The sequence below is a fragment of the Cupriavidus sp. DF5525 genome, assembly GCF_040149425.2.
GTDB classification, from domain to species: Bacteria; Pseudomonadota; Gammaproteobacteria; order Burkholderiales; family Burkholderiaceae; genus Cupriavidus; species Cupriavidus pickettii_A.
Window position 1 is genome coordinate 2,272,559 of the sequence record NZ_CP168266.1, and the last position, 23,761, is coordinate 2,296,319.

The window sequence follows — 23,761 nt, forward strand, 5'->3', positions numbered from 1 at the left end:
CATCGCTTTCATTTCGCCAGTCCGATCGAAGCGAGGATGTCGCGCACGCGCGCCTGTTCGGTCTTCAGGTAGGCCGAGAACTTGTCCGCGGGCAGGTAGGCATCGTCCCAGCCGCGGGCCTTCAGGATCTTCTGCCATTCCGGCGACTTCACGGCCTTCTCGACGGCAGCGGCCAGTGCGGCGGCCTGTTGCGGCGACACGTTGGGCGCGGCCACGATGCCGCGCCAGTTCAGCAGCTCGACATCGAGCCCTTGCTCCTTTAGCGTCGGCACGGCGATGCCGGGCAGCCGTTGCGCCGACGAGACCGCCAGCGCGCGCAGCTTGCCGGCCTTGATCTGGCTCTCGAACTCGTTGTAGCCCGACACGCCCGCCGTGACGCGTCCGCCCAGCATTTCCGCCAGCGCCTCACCGCCACCCGAGAAAGGCACGTAGTTCAGCCGGGCCGTGTTGCCGCCCGCCGACTTGACTACCAGTGCCGCCAGCATATGGTCCGCGCCGCCTGCCGAGCCGCCGGCCCAGACCACCTTGCCGGTATCCGCCTTGATGGCTGCCGACAGATCCTGGATCGTCTTCAGCGGCGAGTTGGCAGGTACCACTACCACCAGCGGATCGGCGGTGAGGCGGGCGATCGGCGTGACCTTGTCGAGGCTGACCGGCGCCTTGTTGGTGACTACCGCACCGAGCATGGTGATGCCCATCGTCATCAGCTGGTTGCCGTCGCCCTTGGCGTTATTGACGAACTGCGCCAGGCCCACCGTGCCGCCGGCGCCAGGGATGTTGTTGACCTGCACGCTCTTCGCTGCGCCGCTCGCGACCATGGCCTGCTGCAGCGAGCGCGAGGCGCCGTCCCAGCCGCCGCCGGGCGCGGCCGGGGCGGTGATCTTCAGTTCCAGTGGTGCCTGTGCGTGGGCAAGGTGCAGGGGCACTGTAGCGGTAAGCAGCGTCAGCGCCGTGGCGGACGCAAGCCGGTTGATGATGGCAAGCATGGAGTCTCCTTTTTTCAATCTGTTCGGTGGTCTGTGCCGGCAGCGCGGCTGCCGGTGCAGGAATGCAGGTCCGCCTGAGGCGGTGGACAGCAGGGCGTAGGTGGTTGCCCTGTGCGTGGTGTTGTCTCCGAAGTGCGGGGGCCGGGCCGGCCGCAGCAACATGGATTTTGTTTTCTTCGATGCTATGCAGTGGGGACTGCGATGAAAAGTGAGGAATGGCGAAAGTATCGTTCGCGATCGGAGAATGATCCGGAGGCAATGGCAAACCGGAGCGGCCCAATAAAGCCTTGGTTTACAGGAGAAGCGCGCCAGACGGCACGTCGCTTCCGCAATGCGGATGCGACCTCAGAGGCTGGCGATCGTTATCAGATTGGAAACGCAGATCACCGGCTCGTCACTTTGTTGCGAAGAGCCGGTTCGTGCTGCTGCCGCTCGCTACCTGCGGGACAGCAAAGACTACTCAGGCAAGGTTTTCTGCAGGCGCGACCGACGCACCGGCGATCCGATGGCGTGCCAGCGCTTGCGCGACAAAGCCGCTTGCCTTCATCTCCTCGACAAACGCATGCAGGTATTGCGCGGCGCGGCTGCCCCGGCTCTGCGCGATACCCATCGCCTGCCGGATGACCATGAAGCGCTCGTCCAGCAAACGCAGTCCAGGGTGCTTCGCTGCATCGGCTTCAAGCTGTTGCCTGACGCCGGCGGCCACTTCCAGGCCTTGTTCGAGGAAGGTCTGTGCCACCGCCGGCGATGTCGGCGCGGCCACGATCTGCGCCGCCTTCAGCTCGCGCGACAGGAACAGGTCGTAGGCGCTGCCCTTGCCAACCGCGACGCGGTTGCCTGCCACATCGACCTCTGCGTTGCTGCGGATCGGCGAGTCGTCGCGCACGAGGTAATAGCCTTCGATCAGCACATAGGGCGCCGTGAAGCGGATCGTCGCGGCGCGCTTGGGATCGACCGCAAAGAAGCCGACGTCGGCCTCTTCGCCGGATACGACCTCGACGGACTTGCCGGCGGCATCGACCACGACCAGTTTCAGTTCCAGTCCGAGTCTTTGCGCCAGCGCGTTGGCGAGGTCGACGGACACACCGAACGGCTGCCCGTCCTCGCCGCGATTGGCCAGGATGGGATTGCCGAGGTTGATGGAGGCGCGCAGCACGCCGGTCGGTGCAAAGGCGGCGAGGAGTTCAGGATCAGGGCGCATGGGAATACAGGTCAGGGTTTCAGTGTGGCAATGGACTTGTCGTAGTGCATGACGTCGTGGCGTTGCTGCCGCTCAACCCGCCGGCTGCGCGAGCGTCTTGTGCAGGATCAACGGGATGACGCCGCCGCGGCGCAGCAGCTCGACTTCCAGTTGTGTCTCGACTGCGGCCGTTGCCTCGATCTCGTCGACGGCGCCGCTGGCGCGCACGATTCGCACCGGGATCCGGCAGCGCGGCGCGATCGCATGCGCGGGGGCATCCACGTGGATCTTGTCGCCAAGCTTGATATGCAACGTGTCAGGCCCCGCGTTCCTGGGCAGCCGGACCGGCAGGATGCCCATGCCGATCAGGTTGGAGCGATGGATCCGCTCGAAGCTCAGCGCAATGACCGCCCGGATCCCCAGCAGGCGCTGCCCCTTGGCGGCCCAGTCGCGCGATGAGCCGGTGCCATAGCGTTCGCCGGCAACCAGCACGACCGCATCGCCATCGGCGCGGTAGCGTTCGGCCACCTCGAAGATCGGCTGCACCTGCCCGCCGGGAATGTGCAGCGTGTGGCCCACCGGCACCTCGGAATGCAGCAGGTTGACCAGCGTCTTGTTGTAGAACGCCGCGCGCATCATCACTTCCCAGTTGCCACGGCGCGAGGCGAACACGTTCAGGTCGTCGCGATCCTCGCCGCGCGATACCAGGAAATCAGCGATAAAGCTGTCCTTGGGAATGGCGCTGGCCGGCGAGATATGGTCGGTGGTGATGTCGTCGCCGAGCACCAGCAGCGGGTAAGCCTCGTACGAACCGAGCTGGCTGCCCTGGTCGATCGAGGCAAACGGCGGGCGGCGCAACGCGGTCGACGCCGGGTTCCACGGATAACGCGGCGTGTCGGGCGAAGGCAACGCATGCCACAGCGGGTTCGCGGTGGCAACGCGGAACGCGTCGCGGTAGTCGGCAGGCTGGGCGCCGCGCGCCACCAGTGCGGCGATCTCCTCGCGCGTCGGCCACAGGTCCTTCAGGAACACCGGCGTACCGTCCGCGCCGGTCTGGATCGCGTCCCGGCTCAGGTCGGCTTCGGCGTTGCCCGCCAGCGCAAACGCGACCACCAGCGGCGGCGACATGATGAAGCCCAGGCTCAGGTCGGGATGGACCCGTCCCGGGAAGTTGCGGTTGCCCGACAGGATCGCGACCGGCAGCGCGCTGCCGTCGGCGATGGCGTCGTGGATCGGCTGGGTCAGCGGACCGGAGTTGCCGATGCAGGTTGTGCAGCCGTAGCCGACGATGTCGAAGCCGACCGCCGCCAGGTCTTCCATCAGCCCGGCGCGTTCCAGATAGCGCGCGGCGGCGGGCGATCCCGGCGCCATCGAAGTCTTGATCCACGACGGCACGCGCAGGCCAAGCGCGCGCGCCTTGCGTGCGACCAGCGCGGCGGCGACCAGCAGCGCGGGGTCGGTGGTATTGGTGCAGCTCGTGATCGCCGCGATCGCGACCGGGTGCTTCGGCATGTCCGGGCGGGCGCGCGACGGGGTGAAGTCAAAGGGCTGCAACGCGCGTGCCGTGTCGGCATAGCCGAGCAGGTCCTGCGGCCGGCGCGGGCCGGCGACGTGCATGCCGACGGTGCCGAGGTCCAGGTCGAGCACGGTGGTGTAGCACGGCTGCGCCTCGCCGTCGAACCAGAGGCCGACGCGGCGGGTATAGGCCTCGACCAGCGCGATCGCGGCCTCGTCGCGGCCGGTGCTGCGCAGGTACGCCAGGGTGTGCTCGTCCACCGGGAAGAAGCCGGTGGTGGCGCCGTACTCGGGCGCCATGTTGGCCACCACCGAGCGGTCGCCGGCAGACAGCGTTGAGACGCCGGGGCCGAAGAATTCGACGAACTCGCCCGAGACACCGAGGTCGCGCAGGCGCTTGGTGACGGTCAGTGCCAGGTCGGTCGCCAGCACGCCGGCCTGCAGCGCACCGGTCAGGCGCACGCCGATGACGTCGGGGATGCGCTGCATCACGGGCATGCCGAACATCACCGTCTGCGCCTCCAGCCCGCCGACGCCCCAGCCCAGTACGCCGATGCCGTTGATCATGGGCGTATGGCTGTCGGTGCCGATCATGGTGTCCGGCACCGCCCACGGCTCGCCGCCGCGGGTCTCGGTCTTGACCACCGTCGCCAGTTGTTCGAGGTTGATGGTGTGCATGATCCCGGTGCCCGGCGGATGAATGCGCACGCCGTGCAGGGCCTTGGAGGCCCAGCGCAGGAAGCCGTAGCGCTCGGCGTTGCGGCGCGTCTCGGTTTCCAGGTTCAGCGGCACCGCGTCGGCGCGGGCGTAGTACTCGACCGCCAGCGAGTGGTCCACCGACGAATCGACCGGCAGCACCGGATTGAGCAGGTTCGGGTCGCGGCCGGCTTCGGCGACGGCATCGCGCATCGCGGCGACGTCGACCAGGGCGGGGGTGCTGGTGGTGTCGTGCATCAGCACGCGCCCGGGCTGGTAGGCAATCTCCACCTCGCTGGTGCCGCGCTCGAGCCAGGCCAGGATGCCGGCGACGGCCTCGTCGCGCTCCCTGCCCTCGGCATTGCGGATCACGTTCTCCAGCAACAGCCGGAGCACGACAGGCAAGCGCCACAGCCTTGCGCCGATGAGGGCGGGAAGGTCAACGATGCGATAAGTGGCGCTGTCGACACTCATCGACCCTGCCGGGAAGTGATTAGTGTTTTCCATGACTGTATTTTTGCATGTGTTTGCTCAAAAATGCAATCAAGCGAAAACCCGAAGCCCTATGTCAACACCCTCAACGCTCGAGACGGAAGTGCAGCATCGATACCCTGGCGCAGGCTGCCCTCACCCCGTACAGAGCCGACGCCGGCTCTTGCAAGGCGCAGCCTCCGCCGTCGCCCTCGCGGGGATTGGCGCGATCGCCATTCCCGCGCATGCTGAGCACAGCGTCAGGACCAACACCCATCCATCGAAAGGAAAGTTCATGTACGCCTATCTCGGCTCACGGACCACCCGTGATCGCAACGCCCGCGGAGAAGGGATCAGCGTGTTTCGCGTGGATGCGGACACCGGTGCCCTGGAACCGGCCCAGGTGGTCAAGGACCTGGTCAATCCGTCCTTCCTGGCGCTGAACCGGCGGGGCGACCGCCTCTACAGCGTGCATGGCGACATGAGCGACATCAGCGCCTTTGCGGTCGACCGCGCCACCGGACGCATCGAGTTCATCAACCGGCAGAGCACCCACGGCAAGAACCCGGTGCACCTGGCGCTGGACCCGACGGGCAAGTACATCGTGGTCTCGAACCACATCGGCGCCAGCCTGGCCGTGCTGCCGCTGACCGATGACGGCGCACTGGGCGAGATGACGCAGCTGGTCAGGCTGGACGGCCCCATCGGGCCGCACCGTACCGAGCAAAAGCAGGCCAAGCCGCATTTCAACCCGTTCGACCCGTCCGGCAACTTTGTCATCGTCCCGGACAAGGGGCTCGACCGCACGTTCTCGTTCCGCTTCGAGAAAGGCAAGCTGACACCGGCGTCGCCTGCCTTTGTCGAGTCACGGGAGTCGGCCGGGCCACGCCACGTCGTCTTCCATCCCAACGGCCGCCATGCCTATGTCGTCAATGAGCTGGACTCGACGGTCACGACGTATGCGTACAACTGCGCGACCGCGCAACTCACGCCCGTGCAGATCCTGCCAACCTTGCCCGAAACCTTCACCGGCAACAGCCGCGCGGCCGAGATCGAAGTGGATCGCAGCGGCCGCTTCGTCTATGCGTCCAACCGCGGCCACGACAGCATCGCGGTGTTTGCCGTCGACCCGGGAACGGGCCTGCTGCGCTTTGCCGGCACGGACCTGTCGCAGGGGCGCACGCCGCGCTTCTTCGCGACCCATCCCAACGGGCGCTTGCTCTACGGGCTCAATGAAGACAGCGACACCATCGTCGCCTTCCACATCCATCCGTCGTCGGGCCGGCTGTCGCCCACAGGGTTCAGCGCGCAGACCGGCAGCCCGGTGTGCATGGTGTTTTCGCCGGGCCAGGCCTGAATCGCATTCCCTCAATTCGCGCGCATCAGCGCTGCCCCGCTTCAGAGAACCAGCGCAGCAGCATCGGATTGACTTCCTGCCAACGCTCGAACTGGACCCAGTGTCCGGCCGCCGGAATCACGCACCAGTCGCGGTGGCTCGCGCCGCACGCCAGCCGTTGCGCCACGTCGACCGGCACCGCGGTGACATCGTGCTCGCCCCACATCAGCAAGGTCGGACCCCCGTATGCGGCGAGCGCGTCGCCGAGGCTTGCCTGGCGCGAGATCGCGCGGCTGCGGTAGCGGGTCGCCTTGCATGCCTGCTCATGGACGGCCATGGCGAGCCCGTCTGCGAGCCCCTCGTCGTGCAGCATCAAGGCCAGCAGGTTGTGGCGCAGCCTGCGGCGCATTTCCTCCTCGTTGTCGATGCGCCAGTCCTGCATGGGCTGGCCCTGGCGCCGCGGGCCGCCATGGCCGGCCGGGCCCAGCAGCGCAAGCCGCGTAACCCGCGGCCGCGTGGCCGCCATCTGAGCGGCAACCAGGGCACCAAAGGAGAAGCCGGCGATGCCCAGCTCGCTGCCTTCGCCCACGAGCTGGTCGAGCGTGGCCATCAGCGCCTGTGCCAGGCGGTCGAGCCGGTCGGGGGCGTGGTCGTCGCCGGCCAGCGTATCGGAGTCGCCGAAGCCCGGCATGTCCGGAATCCACAGCGCATGGCGCGTGCCCAGCGCCTCGATATTGCGCACCCAGTGCATCCAGTTGCCGTGGCCGCCGTGGAGCAGCACCAGCGGCGTGCCTTCGCCAAACCGGCACCAGACCACGGTGCGCCCCAGGTGCGCCACGTCGTGGCGAATGGCCATGCGCTCCAGCCGGGCCAGCAAACCCGCATCGCCTGCCGCATGGAGGTCGGCTGCGCGCGCGGTCATGAACTCAGCACCAGCGCATCGACGGCGAGCACGCCCTGTCCTTCGGGCAGGACCATCATGGGATTCACCTCCGCCTCGGCAATGCGCAGCTGCGGCTTGCATGCGAGCTGCGACAGCGCGCTGACGGCACGCGCGAGCGCATCGAGGTCGCCGCGCTGCCTGCCGCGCAGGCCCGATACGGTTTGCAGGGCCTTGACCTCGGCGATCATCTCGCGCGCGACCTCGACGCTGACGGGCGCGAGCCGGATGCTGCGGTCACGCGCGACTTCGGCCCAGATGCCGCCGGCGGCAAGCATGATCACGGGGCCGGCTTCGGGGTCGACGCGATAGCCCACCAGGACCTCGGCCAGCCCGCGGGTCATGGGCTGCACCAGCACTTCGTCGCACGGCGTGTCGGGCGCACGCTCGGCCAGGTTCCGCCGCAGCGTGGCCAGCGCGGCGTCAAGCCCGGCCTGGTCCTGGATGCCCAGTACCACGCCGCCGACCTCGGTCTTGTGGGGGATCTGCGCCGAGCACACCTTCGCCACCACCGGGAAGGCAAAGGGCAGCTTGCCTGCGGGACCTGCGAGAGGCATGGTCGCGGCAGGGGCATGCGGCACGCCTAGTTCGTCGAGGATCGCATACGCCTGCGCTTCGCTCAGCGAAGCGGCGGTCGCAGCGCCCGCGCCTTGCACCGTGGGCTGCGCGCCGGGCGTCCTGCGCGCAAGCAGCGCGGCGATGGCGTCCGCGCAGGCCTCCGGCGAGCGGAAGCAAGGCACGTCTGCCGCGGTCAGCGCGGCGAGTGCTTCCGGCGCGTCGGGTACCAGCATCGCTGCCAACGGCTTGGGCCTGGCAGCGCTGTCGATGATCGGCTTCACCGCAAGCTGGGGCTGGAAGCGTGCGGACGAGCCGACCACCGCCAGCACGATATCGAATTCCGGCGCATCGAACATGATGTCGAGCGCGCCCTTCATCACGTTGTAGTTGGTGCCGGCCAGGGTCAGGTCGAGCACGCGGCCCGCCGACACGGCGATGCCTGCCGCCGCGAACTTCTCCAGCGTGGCCGGGGAGGCCGGCTCGACCACCACGTCGCGGATACCGAGCTGGTCCACCACCATCGCCGCGCCGCCGCCCGTGGTGGTCACCACGCCAACGCGGCGCAGCGGCGCGCCTGCGCCGTGCAGCGGGATGCGCCTGGCCAGCGGGAAGGCCTCGAGCAGCGCTTCCAGCACACCGACGCGGGCGATGCCGAGATCCTTGAGGAAGGCATCCGCGATGTCATCCTCACCGGCGAGCGCGCCGGTGTGGGTGGCTGCCATCTCGGCCGCGGCGGCCGAACGCCCGAGCTTGTAGGCGATCACGGGCTTGCCGCGCCTTGCCGCCTCCAGCGCGAAGGCGCGCAGCTTGTCGCCATGGCGCAGGCTCTCCAGGAACAGCAGGTAGCCGTCGATGGCGGGATCGTCCAGCGTGGCCATGCAGATCTCGCCGACGCACAGGTCCGATTCGCTGCCCACCGACACCAGCCCGGCAAAGCCGACGCCGCGGGCCTTGCCGCGCGACACCAGTGCACCGAGCATGCTGCCGCTGTGCGAGGCCACGAACACCCGTCCCTGCGGCAGCTCCGGCTCCGCGAAGGCCGCGTTGGCGGTCAGCACTAGGCCCGCGCGGGGATTGACGACACCAAGGCTGCTGGGGCCGAGCATGCGGGTGTCGCTGTGCTCGCACAGCGCGCGCAGTGCGGCTTCGCGCGCGACGCCTTCGGCGCCGGATTCCGAGAAGCCGCTCGCCAGAATGGTGACCACCTTCACGCCGAGCCGGGCGCATTCGCGCACCGCATCCGGCACCGTGTCGGTCGGCGTCAGGATAAACACATGCTCGGGGACTTCGGGCAATGCGGCCAGGCTCGCATAGGCCGTTTCGCCCTGCACGGTGCTGCGGTTCGGGTTGATCGGGTAGATGTTCCCCTCGTACCCTGCCGCACGCAGGAACTTCAGTGGCCGGCCGGCGGTCTTGCCCGCGTCGTCCGAGGCGCCGAACAGCGCCACGCTGCGAGGGGCGAGCAGCGCCTGGGCCAGCGCGGGATCCGCATGGAAGGGAGCGGTGGTTGTGGTGTTCATCCTGGATTACCTGCCTTTAATGCCTGCCTGTCTTGTCTTTGTATATCCGCTAGTCGCCTGGGGCACCGGGTCAGCCTGCCTTCGGCGCGCGCTGCGGGAACGTGCGCTCGAAGACGCCTTCCGCGATGCGGTTCTTCAGGATCTCGATGGAGCCCCCCGCGATCATCCAGCCACGGATCCGACGCAGGCAGTATTCCACGATCGATTCCTGGCTGTAGCCCATGCCGCCCATGATCTGCAGCGCCTCGTTGGCAACATCCCAGCCAGCCTGGTTGCAGGCCAGCTTGGCCATGGCGGTGCTGTGGGCCGAGGGCAGGCCATGCTCGCCTTCCATCGCGGCACGATACAGCAGCAACTGCGCCGATTCGAGCTTGAGCGCCATCTCCGCGAATTTCCACTGCACGCCCTGGAATTCGCACAGTTCGCGCCCGAACTGCTTGCGGATGCGCGCGTGCTCGCGCGCCACGTTGAAACAATGGCGGCCGAGCGCCAGCGAGCGCGACGAATTGCCCAGCCGCTCGACGTTGAAGCCTGAAATCTGGCGCTTGAAGCCGCCCTCGCCGAGCAGCAGGTTGGCGGCGGGGATGCGGCAGTCCTCGAAGTAAAGCTGGCACCATTCCTCGCCGCTCATGAACTTCGACGGTTCGCCGACCTGGAAGCCCGGCGTGCCGCGCTCCACCAGCACCGAGCCGATGCCGCCCACGCCCGGGCCGAAGCGCACATAGACCAGGAACAGCTCGGCCTCCGGGCTATGGGTCGAGAAGATCTTGCTGCCGTTGATCACGTAGTGGTCGCCGTCGCGGCGCGCGGAAGTCTTCAGCTCGGTCACGGCCGAGCCCGCATCCGGCTCCGTCATGCCCAGCGCAATCAGCTTCCTGCCGGCCAGCAGGTCCGGCAGGAAGCGTGCCTTCTGTTCGGCGCTGGCGTATTCGACAAAGGTGCGGATGGGGCCGAAGTTGCCCGCCTGCACGATGTCCGCGCTCTTCGGGCAGACCAGTGCGATCTCCTGGATCGCAATCACCGCATGCATCAGCGTGCCGCCCTGCCCGCCGTCTTCTTCTGCAAAGGCGATGCCGAGCAGGCCTTGCTCGGCCAGCATGCGCGCCACGTCCCAGGGGTACTGGGCGGAATGGGCGCGCTCCAGCGCTCCGGCGGCGAGCCGGTCCTGCGCGAACCGGCGCACCGATTCGGCAAATGCCTGATGTTCTTCGCTGAGTTCAAAGTTCATGGTCTGTTCTCTTGGATTCGGATCGTCGACAGGGTCAGGATCGGTGAAATCGAGAACGTTGTGAACTTCGCGTTTGGCGGCGAGCCAGAACAAAAACTCATGGCAGCGGCGCCGTGCGGCCGTGGGGGCCGATCTGGGACTTATGGCTCAGTGGCGTCAGCCTTCTCGCGCGCCACAGTCTCCAGCAACCAGTCGCGGAACATCGCTACCTTGCGCGATTCGCGCTGCACTGCGGGGCGCACCAGGTAATGGCCCTTGTCGCGCGTCAGGGGCAGCGCGAACGGGCGCACCAGCCGGCCGTGGTCGAACTCGGCCTTCAGCATCGCCGTCTGCCCGATGGCAATGCCAAGTCCATCCAGCGCTGCCTGCCACGTCAGCACCGAACTGCCGAAGCTCATGCGCTCGGTGCCCTGCGCGATGCCGCTCAGGCCGGCAAAGGCGAGCCAGTCGTCCCAGTCGGTGCGCCGGTAGTGGGACACCAGCAGGCGGTGGCGCAGCAGCGGCTCCAGCTTGCCCCGCGGCGCACGGTGCGCGCGGAGGTAAGCCGGCGTGCAGACGGGCTCGATCTCGTCATGAAACAGCAGTTCGGCGCTGACCCGCGGCCAGCGTCCGTCACCGTACTGGATCGCGACATCGGCGGGGTCGCGGTCGAAATCCACGTCCGGGATGGCGTTGTCGATGCGGACCTCGATGCTGGGATACTGGGCCTGGAAATCGGGCAGCCGCGGGATCAGCCACTTGGCGGCGAAGGTGGTGTAGGTGCGTACCCGCAAGGCGCCCTGCGACGTGCTGCGCAGCAGGCGCGCGGTGGCATTGGCGATCGCGTCGAAGGCCGGCACGACCTCCTCGGCGTAAGCCTGGCCCGCCCGTGTCAGCGTGACGCCATGCCGTTCGCGGCGGAACAGCTCCACGCCGAGATAGCCTTCAATGACCGCAATCTGCCGGCTGACGGCCGATTGCGAGACATGCAGCTCCTGCGCAGCCAGCGTGAGGTTCTGGGTGCGGGCAACGACTTCGAAAACCCGCAACGGGTTCATGGGAGGGATACGCCGCGCCATCCGTTTGCATGCCTGAAAGTGGGTACTCATTATATCGGCCAGGCAACGCGGGGCCCGGCGGGACTACCCACCGCCCGCCATCACGGCAGCGACGCCGCGGATTCGAGCTGCCACAGGCGTTGCAGCAAGTCCGTTGCCGCCGGCGCGCCCAGCACCGGTCCGGCGAGTTCGAGGAACTTGTCGTTGAGGTCCGCGTCGCTGAGCGGCTCCTCCGGATCGCCCTTTCGGTTCGGCTGCAGGTACTCGAACGACCTGCCATCGCGGGTACGCACCGTGACGCGCGCCGCGCGCTGGCCGGGGAATGCCGCATCGAGCCGGGGGTCGACCTGCAGCTCGATGCGGCCCATCAACGCGCGGATGGCGGGATCGGCAAGACGTTGCGGGGTAAAGGCCGCGAGCCGCACGCTGCCATGGATCAGCGCGCTTGCCACGGCATACGGCAGGCTGAAGCGGGCTTCGGCGGCCGTGCGCGGATTGCGGTTGCCGGCCACCTCCAGCGCCGGCCCGTAGGTGGCCACGCTTACGCTCTCGATCTCGTCCACGGTGAACCGGTGCTCGCGCTGCAGCGCCTGCGCGCCGTCGATGGCGGCAAAGGTGTGGCCGCAGCAGGCGTGGTTCTTGAAGGTCATCTGCGTGATGTTGTACTCGCGGCCCAGCGTCGCGGCAGCGGCCGGCCAGTCCGGGCCATCGCTCATGGCACGCCCGAGGCCGGCTTCGCCATCGATCACGTCCAGCGAGCCGGTGACACCGGCCTCGGCCGCCAGTGCCGCCAGCAGCCCGCCTTCGGCGGCGCGGCCGGAATGCAGTGGCTTGGACATGGAGTCCATGCGGAACGCCTGCTGCAGGCCCGCGGCAAAGGTCGCGCAGGTTGCCAGCGCATGCGCAGTCCGGATCGCGTCCAGCTTCAGGATGGCGGCGGCCGCTGCCGCCGCGCCAAAGGTCCCGACGGTGCCGGTGTTGTGCCAGTACCGGTAGTGGGTGCGGCCCATGGCGGCGCCGATGCGGGTCGACACCTCGTAGCCGGTGACCACTGCGCGCAGGAAGGCCATGCCGCTGACCTGGCGTTGCTGCCCCGCGGCGAGTGCGGCGGCAATGGTCGGTGCGCCGGGATGATAGATGGCGTGCTTGTAGATATCGTCCACCTCGACCGTGTGCGCGGCGGTGCCGTTGATCAGCGCGGCCGTCCTGGCGGTGGCGCTGCGTCCCAGTGCCAGCCGCGCGCCGCCCCGGTCGAGATCGTCGGCGAGCGCGTGCTCAAGCAGCGTCGCCGGCGCCTCGACCACGCCCGGGATCAGCGCGGCGTACCAGTCGACCACGGCACGCTTGGCGTGATGGATCACTTCAGGGGTGTCGGCGCCTGCGCCGGGATCGGCGGCGTAGGCCGCAAAGGTCTCGATGATCGTCATGGTGTCGTGTTCATCTTCGCGCGCACGGGCGCAGCGTGGCTGGACCCTGATCGTCGCCGACCCGGAGCCGGATGAGAACTTCCAATTGCGGGGCCAGCCATGACTTTTTGGAAGACCGCGACGTGCGCGCACGGCCTTCCTTGCAGGGTTGAGTTTTTGTCATCCCACACAGCGGAATCGGAATTTCTCCCCCGCGGAGGAATCGCCCACTATTGCGCTGGAACGGACCGTCCGCACCGGTGCTGCAAAGCGGCACGACGCGAGCGGTAGAAGCGCCCGGCTTCCCGCCGAAGGCGCCCGCATCCCCGATCACACATGGAGACAACAACATGCAACAACCTCGCGCGTCCAGAGGCACGGTGGCCGGCATCCTGCTGGCGCTCGGCACCGCCCTCGCCCCGACCGGAGCAATGGCTGCCGCCGCTTACCCATCCGAGCCGATCCGCATCATCGTCGGCTACCAGGCTGGTGGCCCGACCGACCTTACGGCCCGGTTGCTGGCCAGCAAGCTGCAGGCGTCAATGGGCCAGCCCGTGGTCGTGGAAAACAAGGTCGGCGCCGGCTCGAACATTGCCTCGGAGTATGTCGCGTCGGCGGCGCCGGACGGCTATACGCTGCTGCTGGCCGCGGCGCCCATCACCATGACCAGGTATTTGTACAAGGGGCTGAAGTTCGACGTGCAGAAGAGCTTCGAGCCTGTCGCCAATGTCATGAACGCGCCGGCCGTGCTGGCGGTGTCGACCAAACTGCCGGTACGCGACCTGAAGTCGCTGATCGCCCTCGCAAAGCAGCGCCCGGGCAGCCTGACGTTCGGCTCCAGCGGCGCGGGCGGCTCGCAGCACCTGGCCGGCGAACTGCTCAAGCAGAAGGCCGGCATCGACATGCTCCATATCCCTTACAAGGGTGCGTCCGGGGCCCTGACCGACCTGATGGCAGGGACCGTGGACATGGTCTTCATGACGTCGATGTCGGCACTGCCGGCGCTGAAGTCCGGCAACCCGCGCGCGCTGGCGGTGGCGTCGAAAAAGCGGCTGCCGCAGATGCCGCAGCTTCCCACCATGGACGAATCGGGGCTGCCCGGCTTCGAAGCCGACTCCTGGAACGGGCTGCTGGCACCTGCCGGGACACCCAAGCCGATCCTCGACCGCCTCAATGCGGAAGTGAACAAGGCGCTGGCGTCGGCGGACCTGCGCGAGAAGCTGGAGTCGCAGGGCGCGATCGTGGTCGGCGGCTCGCGCGAAGAGTTCAGGCAATACCTGAAGCAGGAAGTCGAGCGCTGGGGAACGGTGTTCAAGACCGTGAAGATCGCGCTGTAGGGGATGGTGCGCTGGCAACCGCTGCGTCATCGGCTGCCACATCGGTTGCCACGACCCGGTTGCGGCCCATCGCCTTGGCCTGATACAGCCGCCGGTCGGCCACGCCGACGAGTTGCTCGAGTTCGTCGACGCGGTCCGCACCCATCTCTGCCACCCCGAATGAAGCGGTGAACGAGATGATCCGGTGGGCATCGTCGTCGGGCCACGCCTCGTCGCCGATGGCGGGCACCGCCAGCGCGGCTACCGTTGCGCGAAGGCGCTCGGCCACGCGGCTGGCCTCTGCAAGGCTGGTAGCGGGGAGCAGGAGGGCGAATTCCTCCCCGCCGAAGCGCGCCGGCAAATCGACGGTACGCAAGCCGTCCCTGCAGGCGTCGGCCAGCGCGACCAGCGCGCGATCGCCGTTGGCGTGGCCCCAGGTGTCGTTGATACGTTTGAAATGGTCGACGTCCACCAGCACCAGCGACAGCGGCTCGGGGTTGCGATGCCGGCGATCGCGTTCGAGCCGGAAGCGGTGCTCGAACGCGCGCCGATTGGCCAACCCTGTCAGCGCGTCGTGTTCGGCCAGCGCGCGCAACGCTTCGCCACGCTCGATCAGGCGAGCGAACAGCCGCGAGATCACCGCCAGCGACGCCCACAGCAAGAGGCCAATGCTCACCACCACACCTACCAGCGGCCAGCGCAGATCCCGGAACAAGGCGGCGACAAGCTGCGCGTCGGAAATCTCCTCCACCAGCAACAGGTCGGTGCTTCCGACCCGGCGAAACAGCAGATGCTGACCCGCGCGCCGCAGCGTGCCCTCCCCGCGCGCCCACAAGTCAGCGGCAGATTCATTGCGCCACGTCCCCCCAAAATCTCGCGGCCATTGCTGGCCGGGCGCCATGCCTGGCTCGCTGATGGCGATGACCTCGCCGTTGCGCGCCGCCAGTATCCGCTTGCCCGGCCCCGGCACGGTCTCGCCCAGCGCACGCCTGAGCATGCGCTGGCTGATTTCCAGCACGACGGCGCCGCGAAAGTCGTTCCCGAGGTAGACCGGCGCGCTGACTGCGAAGCGCAACTCCGGCCTGGCCAGCCCAACGTAGACAGGCGTGCGCACCACGTGCCGCTGCGGGTTGCGGTCTGGCATGGTGTCGCGATAGAGGGGCATGCCGGCAAAACGCTCCAGCCCGCGATGGGGCGCGATGGTGTCTTGCGGCACCCCTATATAGAAGCCGTTGCGGGACACGAAGCGACCGGCTGCTTCAAACTCGAGATTGCCGGCCGTGATCTGCAGCAAGCGTCCCACCGTATGCGCCGCGGCCAGATCCGCGAGCAGGGTCTCGTCATTGCGCAGATACGCGGGAAGCCTGGCAAGCTCAGTGGGTCCAAAGCCGACAGCGACGGGCCCGCCCGCGGATAGCGGCAGCTGCCAGGTCGGCTGGTTGCGGCCGGCATAGGCGGCCTGCAACTGGGAATCCGGCGCGGTCGCATCGCTGCCCTGCCGGGATTGCAGCGACTCCTCGGCTACCTGGCGCAGCGTCTGCACCCGGCGCAGCTCCTGCTCCATGAATGCCGTGACGGCGACCTTGGTGCGGTCCAGTTCGTGCCGTACCTGTGCCAGGTGGCGGTCATTGAGGATGCCAGCCGCGCGCCAGCACAGGATCGCAATCAGGGCGAGCGAAAGCGCCGCACAGAACAAGACGACGTGGTGCGGTCGATTCTCCACATATCCCCAGAGCTTTGCCCTCAGCCCAGGCACTGGCATAGACGCCTTATCCTCAGCATCAAACTGCTCGCACGCGGAGCCACGGCCCGGGAAGGCAAGGGGAACGGCCTATCAGGCAGCCTCGACAGCTGGCTTCGTCCGCTTGGCACTCTTTGGCGTGCATTGGACGCCAGCCATGCCGCAGTCTTCGGGATGCCCGTCGCAGCAGTGCTCCATGAGGAACCCAATCAACTCGTACATACGGTCGAACTGGGCGCGGTAGATAACAAACTTCCCTTCCTGCGTACTCGCAATCAAGCCAGCGTGCACAAGTTCCTTCAAGTGGAAGGATAGTGTCGCCGGCGGCACGCCTAGCTCTTGGCCAATGCGGCCGGCATTCACACCGTCAAGACCCGCTTGGACCAGGAGACGGAATATGGAAAGTCGGGAGGTCTGGGCAAGTGCAGCCAGAGCCGCAACTGCAGTTTCGCTCTTCATCATTTGTTGAAATGTAGGGCCCTTGAGACCGATAGCGCAACGCTGGAGCGCAGCATGTCATTCCGGCGTCTGGACGGTCATCTCGTCGCCATATGTCGAGCCCATGCTTCTATACGCCTAGATTTATGGAAATGTACTTCCTAACCTGGCCTTGTCCACTCATTTGCTCAGGGAGTCCGTGATGCGCCTCTCCTCTCACTCCGTCCTCGCGGCAGTAGCGCTAACTGTAGGTTCGCATGCCGCGCATGGCCAGGCTATCGTGAAAATCGATGGCTCGAGCACCGTTTATCCCATCACGGAAGCCGTTGCAGAAGACTTTCAGAAGGCGAAGAAAAATGCCATCAAGGTCACCGTCGGAATTTCAGGAACCGGGGGTGGCTTCAAGAAGTTCTGCCGGGGCGAAACTGATATTACAGATGCCTCCCGACCCATCCTCAAACAGGAGATGGAGGCCTGCGCCAAGGCTGGTATCAAGTACTACGAGTTGCCCATTGCCTTCGATGCGCTGACGGTGGTGGTCAATCCGAAGAACACATTCGTCAAGCAACTGTCCGTCGAGCAGCTCAAGAAGATGTGGGAGCCAGCGGCGCAGGGCAAGGTCACTACCTGGAAGCAAGTTGACGCATCCTTCCCCGACGCGCCCTTGAAGCTGTTCGGCGCAGGTTCCGATTCCGGTACTTTCGATTACTTCACTGAAGCCGTTGTTGGCAAAGCCAAGGCTTCGCGCGGTGACTACACCGCCTCGGAAGACGACAATGTTCTGGTCCAGGGCGTCTCGCGCGATGTGAATAGCATCGGCTACTTTGGCTACGCCTATTACGAAGAAAACAAGAGCAAACTCAAGGCTGTGCCGATTGTGAACAAGGCTGGCAAGCCTGTTCTTCCGGGCGAGAAGAGCGTCATTGATGGCTCCTACAATCCCCTCTCGCGACCAATCTTCATCTACGTCAACGAGAAGTCTCTCGACAAGCCTGAGGTCAAGGAGTTCGTGACCTACTATTTGCAGAACGGTGAGCGGTTGGCTGCAGAGGTGAAATACGTGCCTCTGCCGGCAAAGGCCTACACGACAGCCGCTGAACACCTGGCCAGGAAGAAGCTCGGCACGGTCTTCGGCGGCGAAGCGGACGTCGGTGCAACTATCGAGTCTGTACTAGCCCGCGAAGCAAAGCTGTAACGGTCGTCGGGCGCGCGCATCAGTCCGCGCCCAGTCATAACGCTCGTGTGAAGGCTCCTATGCCGGACTCCTCAACCCTTACCACTTCAGCGGATGACGTGACCTCGCATGTGGTCAGTGAGCGACTCGCCAAGAAAGCCTTCCGGAATACCACTGAGCGCCTGATTGAATTCATTCTGTTCCTTGCTGCCTCGGTTTCGGTTATTACCACGCTGGGAATCGTGTGGGTACTGGTTAGCGAATCAGCCCACTTTTTCGCCAATATCCCGGTCGGGGACTTCTTCACCGATACGCTGTGGGCACCGCTTTTCTCCGAACCTCGCTACGGCATCCTTCCGTTGCTCCTCGGCACATTGACCACTTCGCTGGTAGCCCTGGCCGTAGCAATTCCTCTCGGCACGACCATCGCCATCTACCTCTCCGAGTTCGCGAATCCCTCGCTTCGGGAAGTCATTAAGCCGTTCCTGGAATTGCTCGGCGGCATCCCGACTATCGTCTACGGTTACTTTGCACTCACCGTGGTTACTCCGCTGCTACAAGCGTGGATACCTTCCCTACCCGGCTTCAATATGCTATCCGCCGGGCTCGTGATGGGCATCGCCATCATCCCCTACGTCAGTTCGTTAGCCGAGGATGCCATGCGCGCCGTACCGATGAGTTTGCGAGAGGGTTCATACGCGATGGGCGCCACACGGTTCCAGACCGCTATGCGGGTCGTCGTACCGGCAGCCTTGTCCGGCGTTCTCTCGGCCTACATCCTGGGTATCTCTCGCGCGGTCGGTGAAACCATGATTGTTGCGGTGGCCGCCGGCATGCAGCCCAATTTCACGATGAATCCGCTGGAGCCTGCTGCGACCATCTCCGCCTACATTGTGCAGGTAGCATTAGGTGACCTGCCTCACGGTTCCATCGGCTATCAGTCCATCTTCGCCGCCGGTCTGACGCTGATGCTGATGACGTTGCTCTTCAACATCCTCGGCCACGTCATCCGCCGTCGCTATCGCGAAGCCTATTGAGGGGCACGCCATGCCACTGCCGCCGCTCGATGCCATTCGCAGCATCATCAGGACCAACAAGCGATGGGACCTCTTCTTCGCCATCGCAGGGTTTCTCGCGTTGCTTGTGGGCGTGCTGACCTTCGTCGCGCTCTTCCTCCAGATGGCCTATACGGGCTGGGAGCGCCTCACTCCCGAGTTCTTCACGAATTTTCCTTCGAGACGAGCCCCACAGGCTGGCATCCTTTCCGCCTGGGTTGGCTCCCTGCTGGTGATGCTTGTCACCGCAGTCACTGCCGTTCCGCTGGGCGTCGCTGCCGGCACATATTTGGAGGAGTATGCGCCCAGGAACCTGGTTACCGACATCATCGAAATCAATGTCACCAACCTCGCTGGTGTTCCGTCCATTGTCTACGGGCTGCTTGCCCTGGGCATCTTCGTCTATGGCTTTGGGTTCGGTCAGAGCATCCTGTCTGCCGGCTTGACGCTCGCTCTTCTTATCCTCCCCATCGTCATTGTCGCTACGCGCGAGTCGATTCGAGCCATCCCGCAGCATATCCGTGAGGGCGCGTATGCACTGGGAGCCACTCGCTGGCAGGTCACCCGTGACCACATCGTGCCGTATTCCATGCCCGGTATCATGACCGGTGTCATCATTGGCATGTCGCGGGCCATCGGTGAGACTGCGCCCATCATCACCATCGGGGCGCTGACCTTCATCGCATTCCTGCCGCAGTCCCCCGTTTCGCCAGATTTCCCTTGGCTCAATTTCGAGTGGCTCTGGTCGGGATTCACCGTCATGCCGATTCAGATGTTCAATTGGACATCCCGGCCCGAAGAGGCCTTTCAACGGAACGCCGCGGCCGCCGGCTTCATCCTGGTTCTGATGACACTTTCGATGAATGCACTCGCCATCTGGATTCGCTATCGTCTGAGGAAGGCCATCAAATGGTAAGCAACACCATGCCCGCGGAAGGCCAGCGGGAACCCGCCGCTCCTGCACGCAATAACTTTTCGCCAGGGCTTATACCTCACGCCCTGGAACCGTCAACAGTCAAGGCGGCTGCCATCGACTTCGGCTTCTACTATGGCGCGTTCCATGCTTTGAAGGGAGTCAATCTTCCTATCCAGGAGAAGCGTGTGACCGCTTTGATTGGACCGTCTGGGTGTGGCAAATCGACACTTCTACGCTCATTCAACCGCATGCACGACCTGTATCCCGGCAACCGGTATGAGGGCAGCATCCGGCTATATCCGGACAACACCAACATCCTCGACCCCAGAGTCGACCCCATTGAAGTACGGATGCGCATTGGCATGGTGTTTCAGAAGCCGAACCCCTTCCCCAAGTCCGTCTACGAGAACGTCGCTTACGGGTTGCGGCTGCGGGGTGAAAAGAGCCGCTCGAGGCTTGATGAGGGTGTTGAGGAGGCGCTACGTGCAGCGGCCATATGGGACGAAGTGAAGGACCGGTTGCAGTCACAGGGTACCGCGCTTTCCGGGGGACAGCAGCAGCGTCTGTGCATCGCGCGGTGCCTGGCGACCGACCCCGAGATTCTATTGTTTGATGAGCCAACTTCCTCCTTGGACCCGATTGCAACGGGCAGCATCGAGGAACTTATCAGTCAACTGCGGTCGCGCGTCACGATTCTCATCGTGACCCACAACATGCAGCAAGCCGCCCGTGTTTCCGACTACACAGCGTATATGTATCTGGGCGAACTTGTCGAGTATGGCGAGACCAATCAAATCTTCCTGAAACCAGGTAAACAAGCAACGGAGGACTACATCACCGGCCGTTTCGGCTGACTTGGGGAAGCAGTATGACCGAGAAGCATTTGTCCAGCCAGTTTGAAACCGACCTCACCGATATTTCCACGGAAGTTTTGCTGATGGGTGGACTGGTCGAGGCACAGGTTCAATCGGCTATCCGCGCGTTGGAGACCTTCGACATAGCCATTGCTGATGACGTCATCGCAGCGGAACAACGTGTCAATCGGCAGGAGATTGAGATAGATGCCCATTGCAGCTATATCATTGCCCGCCGCCAGCCCACTGCGCGCGACTTGCGATTACTCATGGCGATATCCAAGACCATCACGAACTTGGAGCGTGTCGGGGACGAAGCCTACAAAATTGCAAAGCGCGCGAAGCGCATCATTGGCCAAGTCTCGCATTCCACCATCGACTTTTCAGAGGTCCGCGTCTCGGCCGCACTGGCTGTTGAAATGCTGCACAAGGCCCTGGATGCCTTTGCAAGGCTTGATGCGAGTGAGGCAGCAATGATAGGTCGGAAGGACCCGGCCCTGGATGAGGAGTTTCGAGGCTTCGTCCGCAAGCTCATGCGCTACATGATGGAAGACCCGAAGCTGATATCAGTATCGCTGGACTACCTCTTCATCGCCAAGGCTATCGAGCGCATCGGTGACCACGCCACAAACATCGCCGAGTTCACCATCTATATCGTCAAGGGCACTGACGTCCGACACCTCACACAGGAGGCCCTTGAGCAGGAGGCGCAGAAACAATGACCGCGCAGGCCGACACCCGGCGCTGACTCCTTGGTGCGCGCGCAGAGTCTTGGAAATCATCCGCGTTAGAACTTGAAACTAGTCAACCAGTAAGACTCAATTTGAGCGACCAGAGCCGCAGGCAATGGAACATAGTCCAACGCCTCGGCTTGTTTTTGCCCGTTCTCAAAGGTCCATTTGAAGAACTCCAGCGCAACCTTGGACTTGGCTGCACTCTTCGGCTGCTTGCGCATGAGGATGAAGACCGTTGCGGTAATCGGGTAAGCCTCCGGGCCACTGGCATCCGTCATCACCAGTTCGAAATCTTTCGATTTTGACCAGTCAGCGGTGACCGCAGCCGCCTGGAACGCCTTGGCACTGGGTTCAATGAAATTGCCAGCCCGATTCTGCACCACACCATATGCCATCTTCTGCTGCCGCGCATAGGCAAACTCGACGTAGCCAATAGAATTCTTCTGCCGGTTCACATAGGCAGCAACACCTTCATTGCCCTTGCCGCCAACGCCAGTAGGCCAGTCCACCGCGGTACCTTCCCCGACCCGACTTTTCCATTCGGGGCTGACCTTCGTCAGATAGTTCACCCAGTTGAATGTCGTACCGGAGCCGTCCGAGCGATGCACCACCGTAATCTTTGCCGCTGGGAGCGCTAAGCCGGGGTTCACTTTCGCGAGCGCCGGGTCGTTCCACATCGTGATTTTTCCGAGGTATATGTCGGCTAGCAGTGGTCCGGTGAAGCGAATCTTGCCAGGAACCACGCCGTCGATGTTGACCACGGGTACTACGCCTCCAATGACGAAAGGAAACTGCCCTATCCCCAAGGAAGCCAACCCGTTGGCCGATAGCGGCATGTCGCTGGCACCAAAGTCGACTGTGGCGGCTTTGATGTGTGCAATACCTGCGCTAGACCCGACGGACTGATAGTTGATTTTGTGGCCGAACACCTGCTCGTAGTCCGATGACCATTTAGAAAGGATAGGGTAGACAAAGGTTGAGCCCGCACCCGTTACTTCGGTTGCGCGAGCCGCGCCAGCGGCAGCCGCGAGGATGATAGCGCCCACCACGAGCCTGAAGGCTTGCTTCCTCATGTTTGGTTACCCTCCAACGCAATGACGCAATGCGACAAACACACGATTCCACATCTCTAGCATAATGGAAATGAAAGTATAGTTCTGTCGACTCCGCTGTGGTGCACATGCATCGTGAATCTTTAATGACAGCGCCAGCAGATTTTGGCGCGCACATGCTCGCAAGCTGCAACTCTCGTACATTCCCGGGCCACCGATATGTCGCAAGCCGAGCCTCGGCCGATGGGTGTTGATTCGGTAAAACTGTTATTCCCGCTGCAAGCACTTTATTCCCTTGGAAGGACTTTATTCCCCGAGGTCAACAACCCCATCCCGGCTCTATACTCCGCATTACACATTTCACCCGGAGCCAAACCATGGATTACGCACCCGGCATCAGCCAGCTGGCGGGCCTGCTCGCCGATCCCGGCCGCGCGGCCATGCTGTGGGCGCTGATGGATGGCAGTGCGCGCCCGGCGGGCGAACTGGCACTGATCGCCGGCCTGTCGGCGTCATCGACCAGCGGCCACCTGGCGCGGTTGAGCGAGGGCGGCCTGCTGGTGGTGGAGACGCGCGGGCGCAACCGCTACTACCGGCTGGCCGCGCCCGAGATCGGCGTAGCGATCGAGGCGCTGGCGTCGGCCTCGCTGGCCAGCAAGCCGCCAAGGCTGCGCGACGTGTCGGTATCGCGCACGGCACCGGCGGCGCTGCGCCAGGCGCGCACCTGCTATGACCACCTGGCGGGCGAGCTGGCGGTGGGCCTGTTCGAGCGGATGACCCGTTCCGGCTGGCTGGTGCTGGCCGCGCAGCGCGTGGAGCTGGGCGGCGACGGCGCGCAGGCGTTGGCCGGGCTGGGCATCGACGTGGACGCGGCGCGGCGCAAGCGGCGGCAGTTCGCCTGCACCTGCCCGGACTGGAGCGAACGCAAGCCGCACCTGGGCGGCGCGCTGGGCGCGGCGCTGCTGGGCAGCCTGCTGGAGCGCGGCTGGGTGGAGACCACGCGCACCTCGCGTGCGCTGCGCGTGACACCGGCCGGCCAACGCGAGATCATGCGCATCGCGGCATAGCAGACCGCGCAGCCTCAGGAGACGATCATGGCCACATCACTGGACGACGACACGCAGGACGCCATCGCGCGTTTCTTCGCCCTTATCAATCTTGGCGACAGCGCGCAGACCTCGGCGCAGCTGGCGATGTTCGAGGATGCATTGCTCGACGCCGAGGACGATGACACCGACGGCCAGGAACTGCTCTGGGTGATCCGCGAGGTCATCGACTGGCAGTCCGGCTTCTTTGTCGACTGGAAGGACTGCCAGTCCTTTATCGGCTGCCTGAACCAGCTGTGCGAGCGGATGGACCTGGAACTCGACTGGGGCACGGACGATCCCGAGGACGAGGCCTTCCTGGAGGGCACCAGCGTGCCGGAGCTGATGGAGGCGGCGCACAACCAGCTGCGCGTGGCCGGCTATACGCTGTGGCAATGGGACACCGACGGCGACACTTACGGCGGGTGGATCACGCGCAGCGAGGACGATGAGGAGATGCTGGATATCGCGGAGACGCTGCGCTTCGAGATCCGGCCGGCGGACCAGCCGTACTGAGGCGCGC

At 65.0% G+C, this 23,761-nt stretch carries 20 protein-coding genes; 9 read left to right on the forward strand and 11 right to left on the reverse strand.

Annotated elements, in window-relative coordinates:
- Window positions 1-8: 8 nt before the first annotated feature.
- From ABNX08_RS31590 to acnA, 3 genes are all read right to left on the reverse strand, one after another.
- On the reverse strand, window positions 9-986 hold the full coding sequence (locus ABNX08_RS31590) for a tripartite tricarboxylate transporter substrate binding protein (protein ID WP_022539735.1): 978 nt from the start codon (window positions 984-986) through the stop codon (window positions 9-11).
- Window positions 987-1,446: 460 nt separating this feature from the next.
- On the reverse strand, window positions 1,447-2,187 hold the full coding sequence (locus ABNX08_RS31595) for an ABC transporter substrate-binding protein (protein ID WP_022539736.1): 741 nt from the start codon (window positions 2,185-2,187) through the stop codon (window positions 1,447-1,449).
- A 72-nt stretch (window positions 2,188-2,259) separates the two neighbouring features.
- Window positions 2,260-4,884, reverse strand: a complete 2,625-nt coding sequence (gene acnA / locus ABNX08_RS31600) for an aconitate hydratase AcnA (protein WP_041681867.1) — start codon at window positions 4,882-4,884, stop codon at window positions 2,260-2,262.
- A gap of 58 nt (window positions 4,885-4,942) precedes the next feature.
- Here acnA and ABNX08_RS31605 point away from each other — a divergent pair, with 58 nt between their 5' ends.
- Complete coding sequence (locus ABNX08_RS31605) at window positions 4,943-6,205, forward strand: lactonase family protein (protein WP_374063697.1); 1,263 nt, start codon at window positions 4,943-4,945, stop codon at window positions 6,203-6,205.
- Between the two features lie 25 nt (window positions 6,206-6,230).
- On the opposite strand, the gene ABNX08_RS31610 is transcribed toward ABNX08_RS31605, so the two are convergent.
- From ABNX08_RS31610 to ABNX08_RS31630, 5 genes are all read right to left on the reverse strand, one after another.
- A complete protein-coding gene (locus ABNX08_RS31610; RefSeq protein ID WP_349607266.1) occupies window positions 6,231-7,106 on the reverse strand; it encodes an alpha/beta fold hydrolase in 876 nt (291 codons plus the stop codon).
- Window positions 7,103-9,202: an acetate--CoA ligase family protein gene (locus tag ABNX08_RS31615; protein WP_022539740.1), complete on the reverse strand. Its 2,100-nt coding sequence runs from the start codon at window positions 9,200-9,202 to the stop codon at window positions 7,103-7,105. The genes ABNX08_RS31610 and ABNX08_RS31615 overlap by 4 nt, the downstream gene beginning before the upstream one ends.
- A 70-nt stretch (window positions 9,203-9,272) precedes the next feature.
- Entirely contained in the window at window positions 9,273-10,430 is a 1,158-nt protein-coding gene (locus tag ABNX08_RS31620; RefSeq protein ID WP_022539741.1) for an acyl-CoA dehydrogenase family protein, read from the reverse strand.
- A gap of 140 nt (window positions 10,431-10,570) precedes the next feature.
- The gene (gcvA, locus tag ABNX08_RS31625; RefSeq protein ID WP_041681868.1) at window positions 10,571-11,488 is read right to left on the reverse strand and encodes a transcriptional regulator GcvA; all 918 of its coding nucleotides are present in this window, start codon (window positions 11,486-11,488) and stop codon (window positions 10,571-10,573) included.
- An 80-nt stretch (window positions 11,489-11,568) separates the two neighbouring features.
- The gene (locus ABNX08_RS31630) at window positions 11,569-12,894 is read right to left on the reverse strand and encodes an MmgE/PrpD family protein (RefSeq protein WP_022539743.1); all 1,326 of its coding nucleotides are present in this window, start codon (window positions 12,892-12,894) and stop codon (window positions 11,569-11,571) included.
- Window positions 12,895-13,223: 329 nt separating this feature from the next.
- Here ABNX08_RS31630 and ABNX08_RS31635 point away from each other — a divergent pair, with 329 nt between their 5' ends.
- A complete protein-coding gene (locus ABNX08_RS31635) occupies window positions 13,224-14,210 on the forward strand; it encodes a tripartite tricarboxylate transporter substrate binding protein (protein WP_022539744.1) in 987 nt (328 codons plus the stop codon).
- Here ABNX08_RS31635 and ABNX08_RS31640 read toward each other — a convergent pair.
- Window positions 14,185-15,951, reverse strand: coding sequence for a diguanylate cyclase (locus ABNX08_RS31640; protein WP_022539745.1), 1,767 nt, complete (start codon window positions 15,949-15,951; stop codon window positions 14,185-14,187). The genes ABNX08_RS31635 and ABNX08_RS31640 overlap by 26 nt on opposite strands.
- Before the next feature lie 72 nt (window positions 15,952-16,023).
- Window positions 16,024-16,389, reverse strand: coding sequence for a helix-turn-helix transcriptional regulator (locus tag ABNX08_RS31645; protein ID WP_022539746.1), 366 nt, complete (start codon window positions 16,387-16,389; stop codon window positions 16,024-16,026).
- A 181-nt stretch (window positions 16,390-16,570) separates the two neighbouring features.
- Here ABNX08_RS31645 and ABNX08_RS31650 point away from each other — a divergent pair, with 181 nt between their 5' ends.
- The 5 genes from ABNX08_RS31650 to phoU are packed head-to-tail and all read left to right on the forward strand — an operon-like array spanning window position 16,571 to window position 21,089.
- On the forward strand, window positions 16,571-17,563 hold the full coding sequence (locus ABNX08_RS31650; RefSeq protein ID WP_022539747.1) for a PstS family phosphate ABC transporter substrate-binding protein: 993 nt from the start codon (window positions 16,571-16,573) through the stop codon (window positions 17,561-17,563).
- A gap of 59 nt (window positions 17,564-17,622) precedes the next feature.
- Window positions 17,623-18,579 (forward strand): phosphate ABC transporter permease subunit PstC, encoded by a 957-nt coding sequence (pstC, locus tag ABNX08_RS31655; protein ID WP_022539748.1) that lies wholly within the window; start codon window positions 17,623-17,625, stop codon window positions 18,577-18,579.
- Window positions 18,580-18,589: 10 nt separating this feature from the next.
- Window positions 18,590-19,513, forward strand: a complete 924-nt coding sequence (pstA, locus tag ABNX08_RS31660) for a phosphate ABC transporter permease PstA (RefSeq protein ID WP_022539749.1) — start codon at window positions 18,590-18,592, stop codon at window positions 19,511-19,513.
- Window positions 19,507-20,367, forward strand: a complete 861-nt coding sequence (gene pstB / locus ABNX08_RS31665; RefSeq protein WP_022539750.1) for a phosphate ABC transporter ATP-binding protein PstB — start codon at window positions 19,507-19,509, stop codon at window positions 20,365-20,367. Before pstA ends, pstB begins: the two co-directional genes overlap by 7 nt.
- A gap of 14 nt (window positions 20,368-20,381) precedes the next feature.
- Window positions 20,382-21,089: a phosphate signaling complex protein PhoU gene (gene phoU / locus ABNX08_RS31670; protein ID WP_022539751.1), complete on the forward strand. Its 708-nt coding sequence runs from the start codon at window positions 20,382-20,384 to the stop codon at window positions 21,087-21,089.
- A gap of 65 nt (window positions 21,090-21,154) precedes the next feature.
- Here phoU and pstS read toward each other — a convergent pair whose 3' ends face one another.
- Window positions 21,155-22,174, reverse strand: a complete 1,020-nt coding sequence (pstS, locus tag ABNX08_RS31675; RefSeq protein ID WP_022539752.1) for a phosphate ABC transporter substrate-binding protein PstS — start codon at window positions 22,172-22,174, stop codon at window positions 21,155-21,157.
- Between the two features lie 356 nt (window positions 22,175-22,530).
- On the opposite strand from pstS, the gene ABNX08_RS31680 reads away from it, so the two are divergent.
- On the forward strand, window positions 22,531-23,220 hold the full coding sequence (locus ABNX08_RS31680; protein ID WP_022539753.1) for a helix-turn-helix transcriptional regulator: 690 nt from the start codon (window positions 22,531-22,533) through the stop codon (window positions 23,218-23,220).
- 27 nt (window positions 23,221-23,247) lie between these two features.
- Complete coding sequence (locus ABNX08_RS31685; RefSeq protein ID WP_022539754.1) at window positions 23,248-23,754, forward strand: hypothetical protein; 507 nt, start codon at window positions 23,248-23,250, stop codon at window positions 23,752-23,754.
- Window positions 23,755-23,761 lie beyond the last annotated feature (7 nt).